Annotated in this window: 16 protein-coding genes; 2 read left to right on the top strand and 14 right to left on the bottom strand. The window is 61.2% G+C overall.

All coding sequences use genetic code 11. From position 1 onward, the window contains the following. Window positions 1–197: 197 nt before the first annotated feature. From ACW4LP_RS09630 to ACW4LP_RS09570, 13 genes are all read right to left on the bottom strand, one after another. On the bottom strand, window positions 198–614 hold the full coding sequence (locus ACW4LP_RS09630) for a metal-dependent transcriptional regulator (RefSeq protein WP_015760593.1): 417 nt from the start codon (window positions 612–614) through the stop codon (window positions 198–200). A 266-nt stretch (window positions 615–880) separates the two neighbouring features. Next, a complete protein-coding gene (locus ACW4LP_RS09625) occupies window positions 881–2,260 on the bottom strand; it encodes an ABC transporter ATP-binding protein (protein ID WP_233861648.1) in 1,380 nt (459 codons plus the stop codon). 59 nt (window positions 2,261–2,319) lie between these two features. Then, window positions 2,320–3,015 carry an energy-coupling factor transporter transmembrane component T family protein gene (locus ACW4LP_RS09620; protein WP_015760591.1) on the bottom strand — a complete coding sequence of 232 codons (696 nt, stop codon included), beginning with the start codon at window positions 3,013–3,015 and terminating at the stop codon, window positions 2,320–2,322. Then, window positions 3,015–3,596, bottom strand: coding sequence for an MptD family putative ECF transporter S component (locus tag ACW4LP_RS09615; RefSeq protein WP_013978977.1), 582 nt, complete (start codon window positions 3,594–3,596; stop codon window positions 3,015–3,017). Before ACW4LP_RS09615 ends, ACW4LP_RS09620 begins: the two co-directional genes overlap by 1 nt. A gap of 24 nt (window positions 3,597–3,620) precedes the next feature. After that, entirely contained in the window at window positions 3,621–5,396 is a 1,776-nt protein-coding gene (locus tag ACW4LP_RS09610) for an ABC transporter ATP-binding protein (protein ID WP_233861616.1), read from the bottom strand. Further along, window positions 5,368–7,161 carry an ABC transporter ATP-binding protein gene (locus ACW4LP_RS09605; RefSeq protein ID WP_015760589.1) on the bottom strand — a complete coding sequence of 598 codons (1,794 nt, stop codon included), beginning with the start codon at window positions 7,159–7,161 and terminating at the stop codon, window positions 5,368–5,370. Before ACW4LP_RS09605 ends, ACW4LP_RS09610 begins: the two co-directional genes overlap by 29 nt. 71 nt (window positions 7,162–7,232) lie before the next feature. Beyond that, window positions 7,233–7,871 (bottom strand): TetR/AcrR family transcriptional regulator, encoded by a 639-nt coding sequence (locus ACW4LP_RS09600; RefSeq protein WP_015760588.1) that lies wholly within the window; start codon window positions 7,869–7,871, stop codon window positions 7,233–7,235. A gap of 220 nt (window positions 7,872–8,091) precedes the next feature. Beyond that, the gene (locus ACW4LP_RS09595; protein ID WP_013978981.1) at window positions 8,092–8,322 is read right to left on the bottom strand and encodes a hypothetical protein; all 231 of its coding nucleotides are present in this window, start codon (window positions 8,320–8,322) and stop codon (window positions 8,092–8,094) included. Window positions 8,323–8,506: 184 nt separating this feature from the next. Beyond that, window positions 8,507–8,890: a metal-dependent transcriptional regulator gene (locus ACW4LP_RS09590; protein WP_013978982.1), complete on the bottom strand. Its 384-nt coding sequence runs from the start codon at window positions 8,888–8,890 to the stop codon at window positions 8,507–8,509. A gap of 4 nt (window positions 8,891–8,894) precedes the next feature. Next, window positions 8,895–12,581 (bottom strand): ABC transporter ATP-binding protein, encoded by a 3,687-nt coding sequence (locus ACW4LP_RS09585; RefSeq protein ID WP_015760587.1) that lies wholly within the window; start codon window positions 12,579–12,581, stop codon window positions 8,895–8,897. A gap of 38 nt (window positions 12,582–12,619) precedes the next feature. Further along, on the bottom strand, window positions 12,620–13,234 hold the full coding sequence (locus ACW4LP_RS09580) for an MptD family putative ECF transporter S component (RefSeq protein WP_015760586.1): 615 nt from the start codon (window positions 13,232–13,234) through the stop codon (window positions 12,620–12,622). A gap of 50 nt (window positions 13,235–13,284) precedes the next feature. Further along, on the bottom strand, window positions 13,285–14,700 hold the full coding sequence (locus ACW4LP_RS09575) for an ABC transporter ATP-binding protein (protein WP_086414765.1): 1,416 nt from the start codon (window positions 14,698–14,700) through the stop codon (window positions 13,285–13,287). After that, window positions 14,697–15,374, bottom strand: a complete 678-nt coding sequence (locus ACW4LP_RS09570; RefSeq protein ID WP_015760584.1) for an energy-coupling factor transporter transmembrane component T — start codon at window positions 15,372–15,374, stop codon at window positions 14,697–14,699. The genes ACW4LP_RS09575 and ACW4LP_RS09570 overlap by 4 nt, the downstream gene beginning before the upstream one ends. A gap of 196 nt (window positions 15,375–15,570) precedes the next feature. Here ACW4LP_RS09570 and ACW4LP_RS09565 point away from each other — a divergent pair, with 196 nt between their 5' ends. Both ACW4LP_RS09565 and ACW4LP_RS09560 read left to right on the top strand, forming a co-directional pair. Further along, window positions 15,571–16,608 carry a helix-turn-helix domain-containing protein gene (locus ACW4LP_RS09565; RefSeq protein ID WP_015760583.1) on the top strand — a complete coding sequence of 346 codons (1,038 nt, stop codon included), beginning with the start codon at window positions 15,571–15,573 and terminating at the stop codon, window positions 16,606–16,608. A gap of 740 nt (window positions 16,609–17,348) precedes the next feature. Next, a complete protein-coding gene (locus ACW4LP_RS09560; protein ID WP_114540066.1) occupies window positions 17,349–17,720 on the top strand; it encodes a YxeA family protein in 372 nt (123 codons plus the stop codon). A 74-nt stretch (window positions 17,721–17,794) separates the two neighbouring features. On the opposite strand, the gene ACW4LP_RS09555 is transcribed toward ACW4LP_RS09560, so the two are convergent. Further along, window positions 17,795–18,406, bottom strand: a complete 612-nt coding sequence (locus tag ACW4LP_RS09555; protein ID WP_173114770.1) for a helix-turn-helix transcriptional regulator — start codon at window positions 18,404–18,406, stop codon at window positions 17,795–17,797. Between the last annotated feature and the right edge of the window lie 163 nt (window positions 18,407–18,569).

Here is an 18,569-nt window from a genome sequence, read left to right as displayed (position 1 = left end):
GGCCGCAGATAATCGAGATGATGAGGTGGGGACCTGACAAGGAAGAAGAGAACGACATAGCAAAGCGGCCCCGTCCAATTCGGAGGGCCGCTTTGCTGGTAGGGGAACTCACCAGATGAATCGGGGCTATCATGAAAGATAAGCCGACTCCGCATTGCCGAAGGCGATGAGGCCGGTCGCTTGGTGATGCTGATCCCTTATCGAAGGGAATCCTGAATCCGCCCTAGGTGGGAGGAGAGCTTCTCGAAAGAATCCGTGGAGATGCAGTGCTCCATGCGGCATACCTCTTTGGAGGCAACTTCCGCATTCACCCCGGCGTTGGCGAGCAGACGCTCGAAGAAGCGGTGTTTAGATAGCGTCTCCTCGGCAAGGTGCTTTCCAGCTGCGGTCAAGCGAACGTCGTGATCGACCACCTCGACAAGGCCCTTACGAGCCAGGTTGCCGAGCGCCTTGGTGACGCTCGCCTTCGAGAAGCCCAGGCGCTCGGCGATGTCCACGTTGCGGCACGACCCGCGCAGGCGGCGGATCACGAGGATGGCCTCGAGGTAGTCTTCGGACGACTTGGTTGTCGCCCTGCTCCGTGAGCCGCGGCTCGCATCGGCTTCATCCCTCATTCAAATCATCCTCTCGTTCGCCTAGTCCCTGCAGGCGACACGGCTTCGCGAACAGTCCGCCGCACGAGCCGACCCCGCATCGGCGAAGACGATGGGGCCGGCCGATTGGCGATGCCGATCCCTCATCGAAGAGAATCCTCGATCCGCTCCAGGCAGGAGGAGGGGTTCTCGAAAGAATCCGTAGATGCACTGCTCCATGCGGCACGCCTCTTCTGCCATCCGGGAAGGGACGTGGAATCGGCTTCCGCTACGTCGAGTGAAGACAACTAGCGAACGCACCCCATGAACCTAAGGACGCTTTTGCTGGATCCGGGCGCCCGCAGGTCGACCTTCTCGCAGCCGTCTCGCCCCACCATCAGAGCCGAAGTGCAGACCTTGAACAGGAACTCAAGGTCATGGGTGATGACGGCCACGGGACGGCCTTTGGCAAGCTCCTCGATGAGCCCGGCAATCCTCGCCATGTGCATGAAGTCGAGTCCCGATGTCGGCTCATCCAGAACGACAATCTCCTTGCTGCTCAGAAAGGCGCAAGCCAGCGCCAAACGCTGCTTCTGGCCTCCTGATAGGTTTTGCGGATGCTCGGTCCTCTTGTCCCATAGGTCGATGGCCTTGACGATACGCGCCACCTCGTTGAGACGGTTGTCGTCGATGCTTTTCTGGTCGGTCAGGATTTCGTTTTCCACCGTGTCGAAGAACAATTGGTAATCGACGTCTTGCATCATGTAGTACGATCGGCGAAGCCTCTGCCGAGGCCGAACTCCCCACGAGAAGGCCTGTCGACCGCCCGCAAGGCCGCACATCGCCCGGGCGAGCGTGCTCTTTCCGACTCCGTTTGCCCCAAGGACGCCCATAACCTCGCCCTCTCGCAAAGAGAGCGTCAAGGGCCCGATCAGGGCTCGCCCGCCTGCGGAGACCGAAACGCCTTTCATTGAAGCGACCTCCGCCCCGAGCTGACGGTGGTTTTCCGGGTTCAGGCCGTGTAGATCGAGCGCGCGAAGTCCATAGCGCGCGCAATCCTCCGCGCGAAGCCGACCCGCTGCGAACGAATCGACGATTTGGCCGCCCGCCATGACGTGGAGCCTGTCGTAGAGATCCGCCAGAAAGTAAAGCCTGTGCTCGGCGATGACGACGGTCTTGCCGAGGGCCTTCAAATCGGCGAGGATTCGGCGAAAGTCCTCTATCCCTTCGTGGTCGAGGCTGGCGGACGGCTCGTCGAAGAAAATCACCTGGGTGTCGTAGACGAGCGTCGAGGCTATGGCGACGCGCTGCTTCTCTCCTCCCGAGAGGCCTATGAGGTCCTTGCCCGCCAGATGCGCGATTTTCATGCTCTCGAAAGCCGACTCGACCCTTTCGATCAGCTCCTCGCGAGGCATGCCCAGATTCTCGCCGACGAGGGCCACCTCGTCGGCCGCCTTGCGGGTGAAGAACTGATCGGTCGGATTCTGGAACACGTTGCCGATCGTGCGGGCGAGCTCGCCGGAGGAGAACTCTCCCAGGCTTTTCCCGAGAAGCTCGATTCTCCCATCGAGCTCGCCTTCGTACTGATCGGGAATCAAACCGTTCATGGCGCGCAGGAGAGTGGTCTTCCCGCACCCGGAGTTGCCGGTGAGTACGACGAGCTCGCCGCGCTCCACCGAAAACCGCACGTTCTTCAATGCCGCGAGATCTTCTCCCTTGTATGAGAAAGACCGAATGTCGACGTCAATCACATCCATACCGCGACCCCCAAGAGAACGACTCCGACGCCCAAGGCGGCTCCGTCAAGCAGACCGAAGGAGAGACTTCGGTAGCTCGTCTTTTCGCAATTCGCTTCGATTCCTTTCGAAATCACGGAGGAGACGAGCGTCTCGCTCACGTGCAGGCACTTGTACACAAGGGGAACGAAGTAGAGCTCGAAGGCGTGCACGGGACGAAGCGGGCTCGGGCGCAGCCCGCGAACCCGCATCCCGCGCTTTATCTCCTTCACGCGATCGCCCATCTCGTCGAGGAAGCGCAACCCTATGACTGCGCCGACTGCGGCTCTGTTCGGAACGTGCAGCTTGCGCATGCTCGCCAGAAGCTTCGAGGAGCTCGTCATCATGAGGGCGCAACCGATGTTGACGACGGGGAAGACCCTCACCACCAAAACCGCCACGCCCAGGAAGATGCTCGTGACATAGCCGATGTCGACATGCAGGATCAGCTGCACGACCCCGCATGCCACCGCAAAGAGCGCGAGCTGCCTCAAGAAGGACGCCGGCGAGACGTCCAAAAGGACGAGAAACGACAGCGCCAGAACGAGGGCATATACCAGCTGATTGGCGAGAAACGCTTGGATGAGCGCCAGAAGCGTCAGCGCGAAGAGCGTCAGCGGGTGCAGATGCCCCTCGCGCCCGCTGTCGAGCAGACCCGTTCGCCCCATCAACCCAGCCTGCTTTCCTTCGCGCCCTTTTCGAAGAACTTGTCGTTGATGAACATTCCGAAACGCCCGGCCAGAAGCTCGGTCACAATATTGATCAGCACGCAGATGACCATCATATCGACCGTGTACATCGCCACCATCTGCTGCGCCTGTTCAAGCGAGATGCTCTCGACGAAAGTCGCCAGCCCATCGGATCCCAGAACGAGCACGAACACTATCATGTGCATCGAGTAGATGAACATCGATGCCGAAAACGACAGCCACACCCTCTTCTTGTTTCCGTAGTCGCCGGCGATGATCTCTGCGACGATGCCCGCGATCAGGCACAGGGGCGTCGCGACGGCGAAGCCCATGATCGCGTAGAGCACGCCGTAGATCAACCAGAAGCAGAAGGCCGTCCCCCGTTTTTGCACCTTGCGCGCCATGATGGTGTAAACGGGACCGACGAAGAAGGCCGCGAATCCCGCCGAGACGTACATGGAAAGCGCGCCGAACATGCCTGTTATCATGCCGACGCCCATCCCGAGGGCGAATCCGATCACTCCCAGTACCGCTATTGTCGCGATGTCCTTCAGTTTCATGTGAGCCTCCTTTTGCTCTGTTTGCTAGACCAATTGCCACTGGGAGCTCGCGTTGCGCTTGTCCCAGAAGTCTTTGTATTCTCCTTCGAGGGCGATCAGCTCGTTGTGCGTCCCTGTCTCCGCAACCTTGCCCGAGCTATCCATGACCACGATCTTGTCCGCCATGCGCACGGTTTCGAGCTTGTGCGCGACCACGATGAGCGTGGAGCGCCGTTTGAGCGTCTCTATTGAGCGAACGACGTTCTTCTCGTTTTCCGCATCGAGAGCCGACGTCGCCTCGTCCAGGAGCACGATGGGGGCTTGCTTGAGAAGCGCGCGGGCTATGGAAACGCGCTGCCGCTCGCCGCCGGAAAGCGAGCGACCCCCTTCGCCGCACAGCGTCTCCCAGCCCTCAGGAAGGCGCTCGACGACCTCCGTCACCCCGGCAAGGTCAGCGACCGCGCGAAGCTGCTCCTCCGAAGCATCCGGGTTCGCCATAAGGACGTTGTTTCGCAGCGTGTCGTTAAAGAGATAGACGTCCTGGAAAACGAAAGACACCCGAGCGAAAAGATCCTCTGTCGTCATATCGCGGACGTCTACGCCGCCGATCCTGACCGCTCCGTCGTCGACGTCGTAAAAACGCGCGATTAGCTTGAGCATGGTCGTCTTGCCGCAGCCAGACGGGCCCACGATGGCGACCATGCTGCCTTCCGGAACGTCGAGATCGACTCCACGAAGGATTGGCTTCTCCTTCACGTAGGAAAAGCGAACCTCTCCCATCCGGACGCTTGCGTCGGTCGGACAAGCTTTCGACGCGTCCACAACCGGCAGCTCGGCCGCTTCGACGACCTCGTCCATGCCGTCGAGCATTGCCCGACGGTCCTCCATCCCGAATAGGGCTGAGGCGATCTCGTTGAGGAGCGTGGTGAACCTTAGTGCGACGCCGATCATGACCACTGTTTCAAGCGCCCCGATGCTTCCGCTTGCACCCAAGTAGCTCACCGCGATGATCATGCTCACAACGAGCATCTGCACGCTCGCCCCGGAAAGGATTTCGCCGAGGGCGCTCCACCACAGGCCGCGGACCGACCGCTTTCTGCCTTCTACGAAACTATCCTCAAGCTCCGCATAGTCGGCACCCGCACGGCAGGCGCGCAGGGCTCCCTGGCATCGTGCGAACTCGACTATCCTCGCGGCGATGTCCCGCTCGGCGGAATCCTCTAACCCGTTTCCTTTTCCGACGCATGCCTGTGAAACGCGCAGAAGAAGGAAAAGGATTGGGATGGAAAGCGTCAGCATGATTCCAATTTGCCAGCTCCAAAGCCACACGGCAGCACAGAACACGATTGCGGCGGCAGCGTTTTTTATAAGCTGGCCAACATAAAGAGCAGCGGCCTGTCCGGTCGAGATCATTTCCTGCGTAACCATGCGCGAAAGCCTTCCGGCACTATCCGCCTTAAACCAGCCAAGTGGCAAACGCGACACCTTGTTCCCGATGACCACCTGCATATTGCGCATGAAGCCTAACCCCGCTGCATAGCTGAGCTTGGTACCGAAGAACGAGGCTGTTGAGCCGACGACTGTCACCGCCGCAAGCGCGACTGCCCAGCCCCAAAACGTCAAGCCCCATTGGGGGTCGCCGGACTGGAGAGCCATGGTCGCCGGCATCATGATGGCGAGACCGATGCCGCACATCACGCCGGAAAGGGCGTAGAGCAAAGTTCCCAAACGGTGCTGGCGCCTATCACCCTCGTCCATATAACGACGAAGTCTCGGTAAGAAGCGTTTGGAATTACTCATCTGCATCGCCCTCTTCTTCACTGCCGCAGAGGCCTCCTTGCTTGAGAAGCGCCTGATAATGCTCGTTGTCTTGAATCTCCGCATGCGTTCCAAGGGCGACGATCTTACCTTCTTCCAACACGGCAATTTGATCGGCGCCTAGGATTGCGTTGAGCCGGTGGGCGATGGCCAGAACCGTTCGGCCTTCGACCAAGGAACTTAGTGCTTTCTGGATCTCGAGCTCCGAATCTGGGTCGGCAAAAGCGGTGGCCTCATCCATGATGAGGATCGGCGTGTCGGCTAAAAGGGCACGCGCTATACTCACGCGCTGGCTCTCGCCGCCTGAGAGCGAGCAGTCCGTTCCCAAAACGCTGTCGTATCCCTTGGGCAGCGACATGATGAAATCGTCGATCTGCGCCGTACGGGCAGCCTCCCGAATCTCCTCCAGGGAAGCCTCCGGCTTAGCTAAAGAAATGTTTCTTCCGATGGAGGCGTTGATCAGCATCGGGTCCTGGAGCACGAACGAAACCGTGTTGTAGAGGTCACGGGAGGAGATGTCTCTCAGATCGACGCCGCCGAGACGGATGGAGCCGCTTTCCGGGTCGTCGAAGCGTGCAATGAGTGTGGCGAGCGTCGATTTACCCGAGCCTGACGGGCCGATGAGCGCCGTCGTGGTACCGGGATTAAGGACAAGACTGACACCGCGCAAGGCCTGGGTATCGCCGTAGGAGTACGATACGTCGTTCACCTCAACGACGACCCCGTCGGGCTTCTTTGGGGTTTTCGGCTCGGGAATCGACGGCGTGTCCAGAATCTCGCACAGCCTGACTGCGGCAGCGCCGGCCATCTGGTACGACCACGTGCTGTTGGCGACAGCGCTGATGGCGGTCGGAAGCACGATGGCTATCAGCGCGCACGCGAGAACCTGGGGGAGGCTGGCCAACCCTGCCCCCATGACAAGCGCGCCGCCGCAGAGGTTGATCAGCAGCAGCAAGGGGGAGGAGATGAGCTCGCCGGCAATCGAGCAAAGCCCGATGAGCGGGGCGCACCAGTCCCAGTACGACTGCGAGAATGCCGATGCGGCGTCCGCGTAATTACGATGCGCCTCTCCTGTTTTTCCGAACGCTTTGACCACCTTGATGCCGGACACGAGCTCGACCATCGTCGAGGACACTTGTGCAAGGTGCCCGTTCATCTCGGCGGTTTTCGGTCCCATATCCTTCATAGAGAGCGCCTGCAGCAGGAAATAGAAGGGGATCGTGGCGATGCCGATGAGCGCCAAGCGCCAATTGATCCAGAACATGAAAGCCAGAAGAACCATCGGCTGCAAAACGCCGTTAAGACGGTCGACCGGTCCGTGTGCGATGACGGTGTGGACCGTCTTCGTGTCATCCTGCACAGCGCTTCTGACCTTGCCGGATTCCGTAGCGCTAAACCAAGCAAGAGGCGCGCGGCTCAACCGCTCAACGATACCCTTGCGAATGACGTAGCGCAGTTTCATATCGGCAAAATGCGTGATGATGAGCGCAAGAGCGCGAAAGAACAGCTGCGAGAGGAACGCCATGACGAGGAGGAGGGCAATTTCGTGCACCTTGGAGGCATCGGCCTGCGCGAGCGGGCCTTCCCCCGCCAGAAATAGGTCTCCCAGCCATACCAAAGCCAAATACGGGGCAAAGGATAAAAGCGCCGAGAGCACCGTGAACGCCTGCGCCAGCATGACGCGTCCCTTGACGGGGCAAGACAGGCGCCTGATAGCCTCCCGCCCCGCTTCATCCCGTTGCCGGTCTTGTTCGCTTGTCTCTGCCATGGGCACCACCTCAAGTATAGTTTCGGTTAATAATGACTTAGTTATCTTTGACGCAAAAAAAGAAAGAGCCGTCAAAGCGTGCGATATTTCTCCCAGCCCGCATTGAAGAACGTTGAAATGACCTCGGTCGTCGCGTTGAGCTCCTCGACGCTCTTCGCGTGGATGATATTCTCGGAAAGGGCGCTGTAGAACGCGTGGTTGACGATGTGGAGAGACTCTTTCGAGATGACGGTTCGAGCCTTCTCTGCGCCGTGGATCAGCTCGAGAACGCGGAGGGTGGTCCTGTCCTCCTCGTCGACGAGCCAGTCAAGGAAGTGCTCGTAGGGGGTGCCGTAGGAGCGGAACACAAGGAGCTCGTAGATGTCGCGATGGGAGTACAGCATCGCCGTGGTCGCGAGCGTCCCCGCCGCCTTGGCCTCGAGCGCGGCGCGCACCTGCTCCGGGGTCACGGGCTTCCCTTCGTCGTACCCGGCGAAACCTCGCTTCTCGCCTTGGGCGTAAGCTTTGCGAATCATGCTCGCCAGCGGCTCGACCAGCTCCGAGAAGAGCGCCTCCTTGTCTTTGAAATGCTTGTAGAACGCCCCGGTGGTCACGCCGGCAGCCTTGCAGATCCTGCGCAGGTTCGCCTTCTCGAACCCCTCTTCCAGAAACGCCGCAAGGCCGCTCTTCAAGATGCGCTCGTGCGTCTCCTGGTAGTTGCCGTTGCTCACTGCAGTCACCTCCCTCCAATAATAACTTAGCTATCTTTCGTGTTGGGAATTCTGCCACCAAAGTTAGTCACTGTCAACTCTTATGCTCATGATATCTCAGTAGAAGCGGCCTTGGCTTGATAGACGGAGGAGCCTCGATGAACCGCCTAGTTAATTTGGGCGGGAACTATCTCTACTCGAATCGAAGCGGGGCGTCCTGAAAGGTTCTGTCTGACTACAATCACGTCGCGTGCCGTTTGCTCCACTCGAGGAGCTCGTCCCTGAACGCGAAGCGCCCCCTCTTTCTGCCCATCATCCTCCTCAGTGGCAGGGGGTCGTCCTCGAGGAGGCTCCATTCGTAGACCGCGTTCCTGCTCACACGTAAGAGTATCGCTATCTCCGCCACCGAGTACGTGTCCTGTATCGGCACGGGGATCTTGACGTACGGGCATCCTGCTGATTCGACTGCCATGCGTCTGCTCCTTCCGGAGCGGCAGACGCTGCACCTCGGCGTCGCGGGGCTTGGCGGCGATGGCGCGATGCTCGTTGCCATCGCCGCCGCTCGATATCGTCCCCTCGCTCAGCGAGGAGTTGCCTAGTGGGCGGTATCCGAAACTGAGCCAGTCGCCCAGTCTGGCCTGCAAGCCGCCCTCCGTTTACCCGCCATCGCCCTCGTCTCGTCGGCTCCCGAGATAGGCCGCGAAACGTCTGTAGGAGTCCTCTGACAGGCAGTGCTCCATGCGGCAGGCCTCCGCCGAGGCGGTCTCGGCGTCCACGCCTGACTCGACGAGCAGCCGCTCGAAGAAGCGGTGCTTGTCGAGGGTGGCCTCGGCGAGGCGCCCGCCCTCCTCGGTCAGCCGCACGTCGCGGCCGACCACCTCGGCGAGGCCCCTGCGCGCCAGGTTGCCGAGCGCCTTGGTGACGCTCGGCTTGGCGACGCCCATGCGCTCGGCGATGTCCACGTTGCGGCACGACCCGCGCAGGCGGCGGATCACGAGGATGGCCTCGAGGTAGTCCTCGGAGGATTCTCGCCCGCCCATCCGCTCATCTGCCCGTCGGGACATCGGCGGCATCGCCCCTGTCGGCGGGAACGGTCCACGACGAGCTTTCCTGCTGGAGCCTCCACAGCCTCGCGTACAGCCCGTCCTCGGCGAGCAGCGTCTTGTGGTTCCCCTCCTCCGCCACGCGCCCGCTGTCTAGGACGACGATCTTGTCCGCATTGGCGACGGTCCTCAGTCGATGGGCGATGACGATCACCGTTTTGCCTGCGCACAGGGTTCCGACCGCTCTCTGGATAAGCGTCTCGTTCTCGGGGTCGAGCGAGGCGGTCGCCTCGTCGAGGAGCACCACGGGCGCGTCTTTCAGGAGAGCCCTCGCAATGGAGAGGCGTTGGCGCTCCCCGCCCGAGAGGGAGGCGCCGTTCTCGCCCAGCACCGTGTCGAACCCCTGGGGAAGCCTCTCGATGAACTCCAGGCAGTGCGCCGCCCTTGCAGCCTCGGCCACCTCTTCGTCGGAGGCGCCTTCGCGGCCGATGCGAATATTGTTCGCAACCGTGTCGTCGAAAAGGACCACGTCCTGGAAGACTATGGAGACGTGCGCGAGCCACGATTCCTCGGAGAACTCGGCGATGTCCTTTCCAGAGCAGAGGACCCTGCCGCTGTCGGGCTCCCAGAATTTGGCCGCCAGCTGGGCGCAGGTCGACTTGCCCGAGCCGCTCGGCCCGACGAGCGCGGTGACTTCCCCCTCGCGCGCGACGAAGCTTACGCCGTGGAGCACCTCTTCGTCGCCGTACCCGAACCGGACGCCCTGGAAGGACAGGTCGTGGCCGGGCACATCCGCCGAGGCGGACCCCCTCGCTTCGGGCTCGTCCATGACCGCCTTGATGCGGGCGGTCTTCGTCGAGAGGTTGAGAAGGTTGGGCAGCTGCGAGACGAGGGCGAGGATGGGCCCGTAGACGCGGGAGACGATGAGCAAGAACATGAGCAGAACCATGAAGTCCACGCCGCCGGAGGCGAGAAGCACCGCCCCGACGCAGGCGGTCAAACCGACTCCCGAGCGGAGGATGGCGCTCGCGAGGGAGACGGAGACGTCGACGGCGAGCTCGACCCGCATCGTCACCCTCTTGAGCTCGAGCATCGCCTGCTCCATGGCGGCGGAGTCCTTGCCCACCGCCCTGCAGGCCCTCATGTCCTTGATGCCCTCGAGGTAGTCCTGCACGCACGCCAGCGCATCCAGGCGGACGCGGTTCTGCCTTTCGAAAAGGCGCGACTGATGACGGCGGCTCAAGGCGATGACCCCTGCCGAAAGCGGAAGCGTGACCATAACGCAGCAGGCGAGCCGCCAGTCGAAGAATGCCAGCATCGCGCAGATGACCACGGTCGACACGATTCCGGCGATGAGCTGCGGGAGCGTCGACGAGAGCATGGACTCCTGCGCCGTCACGTCCCCCATGATGCGGTCGGCCACGTCGGTCGTGTCCCGGCGGTTGAAGAAGCTCATGGGCAGCTTCCTCAGGTGGTCGGCGAGGCGCAGGCGGGTGCCTTCGGACTCGGTGTACGCGGCCACGTAGGTTTTCTTGTAGTCGTTTCTCGAAGCGACGAAGACCACCACCATCCCCGCAAGCCCCACGGCGAAGATCGACCAGAGCGCGGCGGCGTCGAACGGCTCGCCCGCAAGGGTCCCCACGAGAGCCGCGAACGCGGCGACCGTGCAGACGAAGGGGATCATGAGCGCCAGATCGCTCAAGGTGCAAGCAATGGCCGAGCGCTTGAGGCCGACGTAGCCCTCGTCGGAAAGGTTGAACGTCCTCTGAAGCCAAGGCGCCCTGCCGCTCGACGGCTTGCCGGGTTTCTCCGCAGGGTCGTACTCCTCGGCGGAGACGCCCTGCGTTGCATGCGGGGCGGTCGCTTCGGAGGATCGGGTGTCGTCGCGCGGGGCCGCTTCGATGCCCCATTCGACCGCTTCCGTGTACTGCCTCCACATCTTCGCGTACGTCCCCGATGCGGCGAGGAGCTCTTGATGGGTGCCTTCCTCGACTTTGCGCCCGCCGTCGAGCACGACTATCTTGTCGGCACCGACGACCGTGGAGAGCCTGTGGGCGACCATGATCACGGTCTTGCCGGCCATGAGCCTCTCGAACGCCTTCTGGATCAAATGCTCGTTCTCGGGATCGGAGAACGCGGTCGCCTCGTCCAGCACCACGATGGGCGCGTCCGAGATGATCGAGCGCGCGATGGCTATCCGCTGCTGTTCGCCGCCGGACAGGTGCACGCCTTCGGAGCCTATTACCGTGGCGTAGCCATGGGGAAGGCCGTTTATGAACGCGTCCGCCTGGGCGGCCTTCGCGGCCTCGACCACCTCGTCGTCGGTCGCCCCCGGCCTGCCGCGCCTGATGTTCTCCGCGACGCTCTCGCGAAAGAGGTGGGAATCCTGGAACACCAGGCTGAGGCTGCCCATCAGCTCATCCTGGCCCATCTCGCGGACGTCGACGCCGCCGACGAGAACCTGGCCCGAATCGACGTCCCAGAAGCGGGCGACGAGGTTCGCGAGGGTCGATTTGCCCGAGCCGCTCGGCCCGACGACCGCGCACACCGTGCCGGCGGGGATTTCCAGCGAGACGTTGCGCAACGCCGGCTCCGCGTCGTCTTCGTAGGAGAAAGTCACGTCCCGAAGGGACACCGAGGCGTCCTTCGGGGCTTTCGGCGCCTCGGGACAAGAGAGCTCTTCGATGCCGAGCACGGAGTCGATGCGGTCGATGTTTGCCTGGGCGAGCATCCCGTCCTCGCTCACGTAGAGGATCTTCGTGAACACGCTCGATATCGAATGCACGAACAGGAGGTAGAAGACGAGCGAGAGCACGAACGTCGGCCAGTCCTGCGCGCCCGGGGCGAGGAGTATGCCGACGGGCAGAACGAACAGGTACGCGTTGTTGAGGACCGCCGTGAAGCCCGGCATGGAGTTCCTGAAGAAGAGCGTGACGTCGAGGGAGAGGCCGGTGTAGTCCTTTATCGCGTCGGAGAGGCGCTTGAACGAGCGCGCCGTCTGGCCGAAAGCCTTCACGACGCGCATTCCGCGGACGTACTCCACGGAGGCGTTGCCCATCTGCTCCTTGACTTCCTGGTAGCGCCCCATGCTCGCCATGACGCGCTTGTCGGCATAGCCGGAGAACTGCACGACGCATGCGACGGCGACCGCCGCCAGCGTGGCGACGCCGAAGCGCCAGTCGAAGACGAAAAGCAGCGCCGCCAAAACGACGGGCGCGGCGGCGGTGGCCGCCAGGTCCGGGATGGAATGGCCGATGAACTGCTCGATCCCGCCGACGCTCTCGTCCATGACCTTCGAGATCCTACCCGTGCCGAGCCGCGCTATGTGCCCAAGAGGGATCCTCCCGAGATGGGCGGCGATATCGAGCTTCGTGCGGTACTGCGCGTCGAACGCCGCGGCGTGAGAGCACAGCAGCGCGGCAAGATAGCACCCCACGTCAACGACTATGCCTGCCACCGCCAAGCCCGCGTAGCCCGTCATCGCCGAAACGTCGACGGCGGCCAGGTTCGGATAGACCCCGACCGCATCCCTAATCATGAAGTAGATCGCCACGTATGGGACGAAGGACGCCGCCGCGGATAGGACCGCCAGCGCCATGGAGGCGAACACGAGGGGCTTTCTTCTCCCCGCGAACCGCAGGCAGCGGGAAAGGGCCCCCGGCTTCCTTCCTTTGCTTTCCTTGCTCATTGAATACCTCTTCTCTCATGTTGCTTTGAAAAAGGGCGCTAGGCGATTCCCGCGCGCTCGAGGTGCTTCTTGAACACCGCCCGTCCGACCAGCGAGCCGATGATGCCGCCCGCGAAGGTCACGACCGCGATGATCGCGAACGTCTCGGGAGTCACCGTGGACAGAAGGGCTTCCATGTAGGCCGGGTCGATGCTGTTGGACCCCATCAGCTCGCGGTAGTAGTCCTGGGAGGCGAACATGGGAACGAAAAGGCCCGCCGCCCAGCAGGTCTCGAAAAGCGCGTACCCCACGGCGACGCCTGCGAACCTCCCGTACCCGAGCGCTTTCCGCGCCAGCTCGGAGACGGCGCCGCCGACGGCGAGGCCGAGCGCCACGGGCCATCCCGACCCGATGACGAAGATGACCACGGCGAAGACGAGGGCCATGATCAGCGAGGTTCCTGCGCGCGGCACGCGCGCATGCATGTAGACCCAGACGATCCCGGCGGGTATCGCCGCGATGGCGCAGCAGCCGCAGTACGCCACGACGCTCATGGAGGTGATTCCCACGACGAGCATGCTCACCACCATGAACAGCAGAGAGAAGACGCCGAGGGCTATGAGGTCCCTGGAGCTGAGGCTGCCGCTTTCCTTCTGTTTTGCTTTTGCTGTCATTTCCAAATCCTTTCTTTCATAGGAATCCTTCTCAGTCTTTGCAGGCCGGCTCACTCGATGAGCACGATCTGGTCGCAGGCCTTAGACAGGAACTCCGTGTCGTGGCTGACGACCGCCACCGTCTTCCCGCGAGACGCCTCTTCGCGCAAGATGAGCGCGAGGCGCTCCATGTTCCGGAAGTCCAGGCCGCTCGTGGGCTCGTCGAGGAGAAGCGCCTGCGCTCCCGATTCCGACGCGATGGCGCAGACGCACCGCTGCTTCTGCCCTCCCGAGAGCGATGCGGGATGGCGGTCGGCGACATCTCCCAGGCCGAACTCCTCCAGGACCGCTTCGAGACGAAGTTCGTCGACGTCGGAAGGAGACGGGGCCGCGGATGCCAACTCGTCGCGCACGCTCGGGCGAAAGAGCTGGTAGTCGGGGTCTTGCATGACCAGAAACGCATGATTGGGTCTTCTCTTGGGAGGGACTACCGAGCCTTGGAACCGGACATGCCCGAGCTCTTCTTTCTTGATCCCCGCCAGGCACTTGAGCAGGGTTGACTTGCCTGCCCCGTTTCGCCCGACCACGCCGACGACCCTCCCGGGGTCGAACGAGACGGTAATCCCCTCGAGGACCGGCACACCCCTCTCGTACCCCGCATAGATTCCCCTCGCCTCGACGGCGGGAAAGGCGGAGGCGGGACGGGAAAGGCGCTGCATCAGGTCGGCGAGCTTCGGCGGCTCGGAGGATCTGAGCCCGCAGGACTCTCGCTCCGCGTCGGACAGCCCCAGGAATCGCTGCGCGTCCCATTCGGCGGCGACGGAACCGCCTTCGAAGAGCAAGTACCGGTCGGCGACGCTCGCGAGGTAGGAGAGCCTGTGCTCGGCGATGATCACGGCAGACCCGCTCGACTTGGCTTTCGAGATGAAGGAGGCGAGCTTCTCCATGGAGGGAGGGTCCAGATTGCTCGAAGGCTCGTCGAGGACGTAGACGCTCGGCTTGCAGGCCCATGCGCTCGCGAAGGCCACCGATTGCATCTGGCCCCCGGAGAGCTCGAAGATGCCTCTGCCCATCAGGCACTCTATGCCGAGCTCGCGCACGACGTCGCGCACGCGCCTGTGCATCTCCTTCCTGGGAACGCCGAGGTTCTCCATGCCAAACGCAATCTCGCCGGTCGTGTCGAGGTTGAAGAACTGGGTGCGGGGATTCTGGAAAACGCTGCCCGTCAAAGACGAGAGCTCCCAATCCTCCAGGTCGTCGATGTCCCTGCTTGCTACAAGGATCTCCCCCGTCCGGCTGCCCTCGTAGAACCCTCCCGCCAGCCCGTTGACGATCCGGGTCGCGGTGGTCTTTCCGCAGCCAGACTCCCCGCAAAGAACGATGCATTCGCCCGGTGCGACGGCAAGGCTCACGTCGTCGACCGCCGGGGCATCGAACCCCGCATAGGTGAAGGAGACGCTTCTGAGCTCGACGGCGTTTTTCGTCACAGCAGGCCTCCGATCCCCTGATTGACCTTCACGGCTACGAGAAGCGAGCAGCAGATAACGAGGAACGCGAGCGACAGGAAATCGACCCGTCCGAACCGGGGCGCGTTGTAGGAGGTCTTCCTCCCGGGCCGGTCGATGCCGCGCGCAACCGCCGCAGCAGCGAGCTCGTCTGCGATCTTGGCGCAGCGCAGCATCACGGGCACGACCGCGGATTCGAACATCAGCGCCGGCTTCGAAACGAGATTCTTAAGCGAAAGGGCGAGCCCCCTCACCCTCATCGCGTCCGCTACGGCAGAAGACTCCTCCTTGAGCGTCGGAAAGAACCGCACCGCTATCACCAGCGGAACGACAACCGTCTTCGGCAGCCTCATCCCGTAGAGGGCGGCCGTGAGGTCGCCGATCTTGGTGGTAGTCGCGAAGACCGCCGCGAACAGGCAGATGGGCATGCAGGTGCGGCAGGCCAGGGCGAACGAGCCGAGGGCTCCGGCGGCGTTCGGCGGAAGCATCGTCGTGACCCAGAAGATGCCCATGAGAAAGAGATAGGCGAAAGAGAAAGAAGCCGCCATCCTTCCGCGCCCGATTGCGAAGGAGAGGAGGACGACGACGGCAAAGAGGACCGAGCCCAGAACGTAATCCTTCACGATAGCCCCGGTCGCTATGAGCACGACGAGCATGGCCACCTTCGTTCTGACATCGATGTCCTCCGCGAGTGTTTTCCGTGTTCTTCTTCGCAAAACCAGAGAGCCTTTCTTTTATCGCTATAATTGACAAAGAAATGTTAGCCTTGGTTAATATGAATCAGGTTGCACCTGGAGGGAAAAGTCCGAGCGCGCAAGAATTGCGTCCGAACGCGAATAAAAGGATCGGAAGATGTACGACAGGGAAACGATGTTCTCCCACGCCGCCCAAGCCGCGGCGGAGACCTTTGCGGCCTCGCTTGAGCCAATCGGCCTCGTCTTGGCGGACGGTTGGAACGGCGAGGGAGCCCTCTTCGAAGGCGACGGATGCCGATGCGAGGGGTGGTACTGGGCGTGGGAGGCGCGGCGGTTCTTCTCCGTCGTCTGCTGCGATTTCACTTTGAAAGAACCCCTGCCCTTCTGTTTCGATTCTGGCGGTTATTTCGCCGTCCGCCGCGAAAGACATGGCCTCATGCCGCAATCAAGCGTTTCCGCCTTTCTGGAAGCAAAGCCCAAGACAAGCTCGATCCTGCTTCCAAAAGAAGCGAGATTCTCTTACACGGAGATCGAGTACTACGACGAATACTGTCAAAGCGTCTTCGGGGAAAGAATCGACAAGGCGCTAAAACCGCTAGCGACCAGCCTGAAGGGTCTTAGGAACCAGGCTTCCTGGGATCCGGAAATAGCGGAGATGCTCGGCGAGATAACTCCAAGGGAGATCCCGGGGCCGGAAGCGAGCCTCCTGTATTCCGGAATCGCGAACTTGGTGATGGCAAGGCTGCTCAGGATGGGAGAGAGCCTGTGCGAGGGAGTGGCCGAGCAGGACCGCCTTTCGATCGCGAGAGCCGTATCGTACATCGAGAACAACCTAGGCGGTGCGATCAGGCAGAAGGATCTGCTCGAGGCCGCGAACATGGGGTCAACCAAATTCAAGAAGACATTCAAGCAGGTGACGGGATTGACAGTGACCGAGTTCGTCTCCTCGGAAAGAATCGAGCTGGCGAAAAGACTGCTCACCGACCATGATATGAGCATAGACGAGGTAGCGCATCGTTGCGGGTATGCACGAGCAACAAGCTTTTCCGCCCTCTTCGCGAAATCGGTCGGCATGCCCCCACGCAAGTGGAGATCGATCGCGAAGGTCGCTTTCGATGACGACCCGGAATCGAAATTACTGGGTGTTCTCGCAAGCGGGCGCTCCTGCGTCAGCGAGGCGGAATCTCATTCTTAGCTATCTTCGGAGACGTCGTGAGTTTGCCCTGAAATGACAGCGAAATCCTTCTGAAGAGCGAACTTGCCCCCTTTGAGTTTCGATCAGAATGATGCTTGGCAAGCCGACTCGAAATGAAGGGCATCAAGAACCCTTATCGTAGTCGCGTTCTCGATGGGTGTTTCATTCGAAAGAAAAGGATTCAATCGAACGGGGATAGCGGGTTTTCGCAGGCCGCGCACCAAATCCATCCTTCGTCGAAACTCAGGCGTAAAACTCACGAAATGGCAAAATGAAAAGAGCTGAGTTTGGGATGAGTTTTCTCTGAGAGAGGCTAACCGAATACAGCTGACAACGAGAAAAAACCACGGATAAAACGAGGACAAAATCGTAAAAATGAAACACTATTGTTTTATCGAGTGGGAGTAAAACTCCGCGCCAGCGCACGATTAGACCAGCAAAACCCGAAGCGCTCCTCGGCACCTGCCAGGGAGCGCTTCTTGCATCCCGAGGGTCTCATAGTCTTCTAGGCAAAAGAAGACCCACCAGCAGATCCCCACGAGAGGCCGGCGGGTTTACTGTGGCGAATGCATCACCGGCACTTGAAGTTTAGCGAGGACGTCGACGGAGCGGATTTGCTGATTGTCGCAGGAGACGCATCGCCGTATCTTTCGAAGATGTTAGAGAGCCGTAAGGCGAATCGATGGCGACTGCAGCGTCGAGGTGGCATCATCGTCCCATAGATCAGAAAGGAGCGACCCATGGGCAAGGGAAAAACGATGGCGATCACTGCAGTTGCCACGTGCGGTTTGGCGGCAGCCCTTATTCTTGCTGCTTCAATGACGAATCTATTCTTAGCTGGCGACTATTACGTAAAGATCGACAATGCCCATATTTCCGAGAACGAGTCGAGCGGCGGGGTCATCAACCTCGGATCGAGCGAGCCGTACCTATATAAGCTTGAGGCGGTCAACGCGGCGGGTGATAAGACCGAGATTGAATTCGGCGCCTCTCGGGAACTGCACCAGAACGCCTTCTTGAAGCTGGATCTTCAACCGATTCGCGGGGTCGTCAGGTGGTCGGAAATCTCAGAAGATTCGCTTCCGCCCAAGGTTGCAGAAGCCCTTGATTAGGTAGCGCAAAGCGGCATCTGCAGAATTAAGCAATCACACTGAATCTATGCCGATACATCAGTGTAATTGGCGGCCTACCCTTCCAGGGTGAGCAAAAGGCCCGCGAGTAGCAGGCCGATTGCGGCGCCGGCAAAAAGTTTCACCACGACGCCGAGCGCTGGGTGCTTGCGGGCGAGACCTTCCGCATCGGGCTCGCCAACGACTCCGCTCTTGAGGAACCGGTCGATTTCCCGATAGGTGACGACGTCGTGCTTCTTCTTCAGGCGGTCCACCGCGATGGCCATGGCGAACCCGATGGCATAGAGCACGATAAACGTTGCCGCACCCGCGAGATTCCCCTTGCTCATGCGCGCGAACCCCGATGGCTCCGGCCATGCAAGCGAGAAGACAAGCAGAAAGAGGAAGGCCAGCCCCGAGAAGGCCAGCATCCCGATTGACAGCAGCTTCATCCTGAGCGCGTCCTCCGCGATGGCCTGCTGCATGGCGACCACGTCTCCCCTTACGAGCTCGTCGATGGAGATCTCGAACAGCTGGCTGAGAAGCAGGAGGCTCTGCACGTCCGGATAGGTCTTGTCGTTCTCCCAATTCGAGATGGTCTGGCGCGACACGAAGATCGCCTTCGAGACCTCGTCCTGGGAAAGCCCCCGTTCCTCCCGCTTAGCCTTCAGCTGCCGAGCCAGTTCCATCGATCCCTTCCTTTCGATTGCGCGTTGGCGCGCCACGCCGCTTGTGCGCACCGAAATGATGCCCCACAAGCCTTGCAAAATGATGCAGACGCACCTGTCAAAAGTCTTTTACAGGCCCTTTGAGCAGGGATTTTGCCAGAGCGACCCATTTGCGGATACAGGG

This window comes from Adlercreutzia sp. CNCM I-6215 (assembly GCF_977072315.1).
The sequence above is the reverse complement of the archived record's forward strand: the minus strand, read 5'-3'. Positions and strand labels throughout refer to the sequence as shown.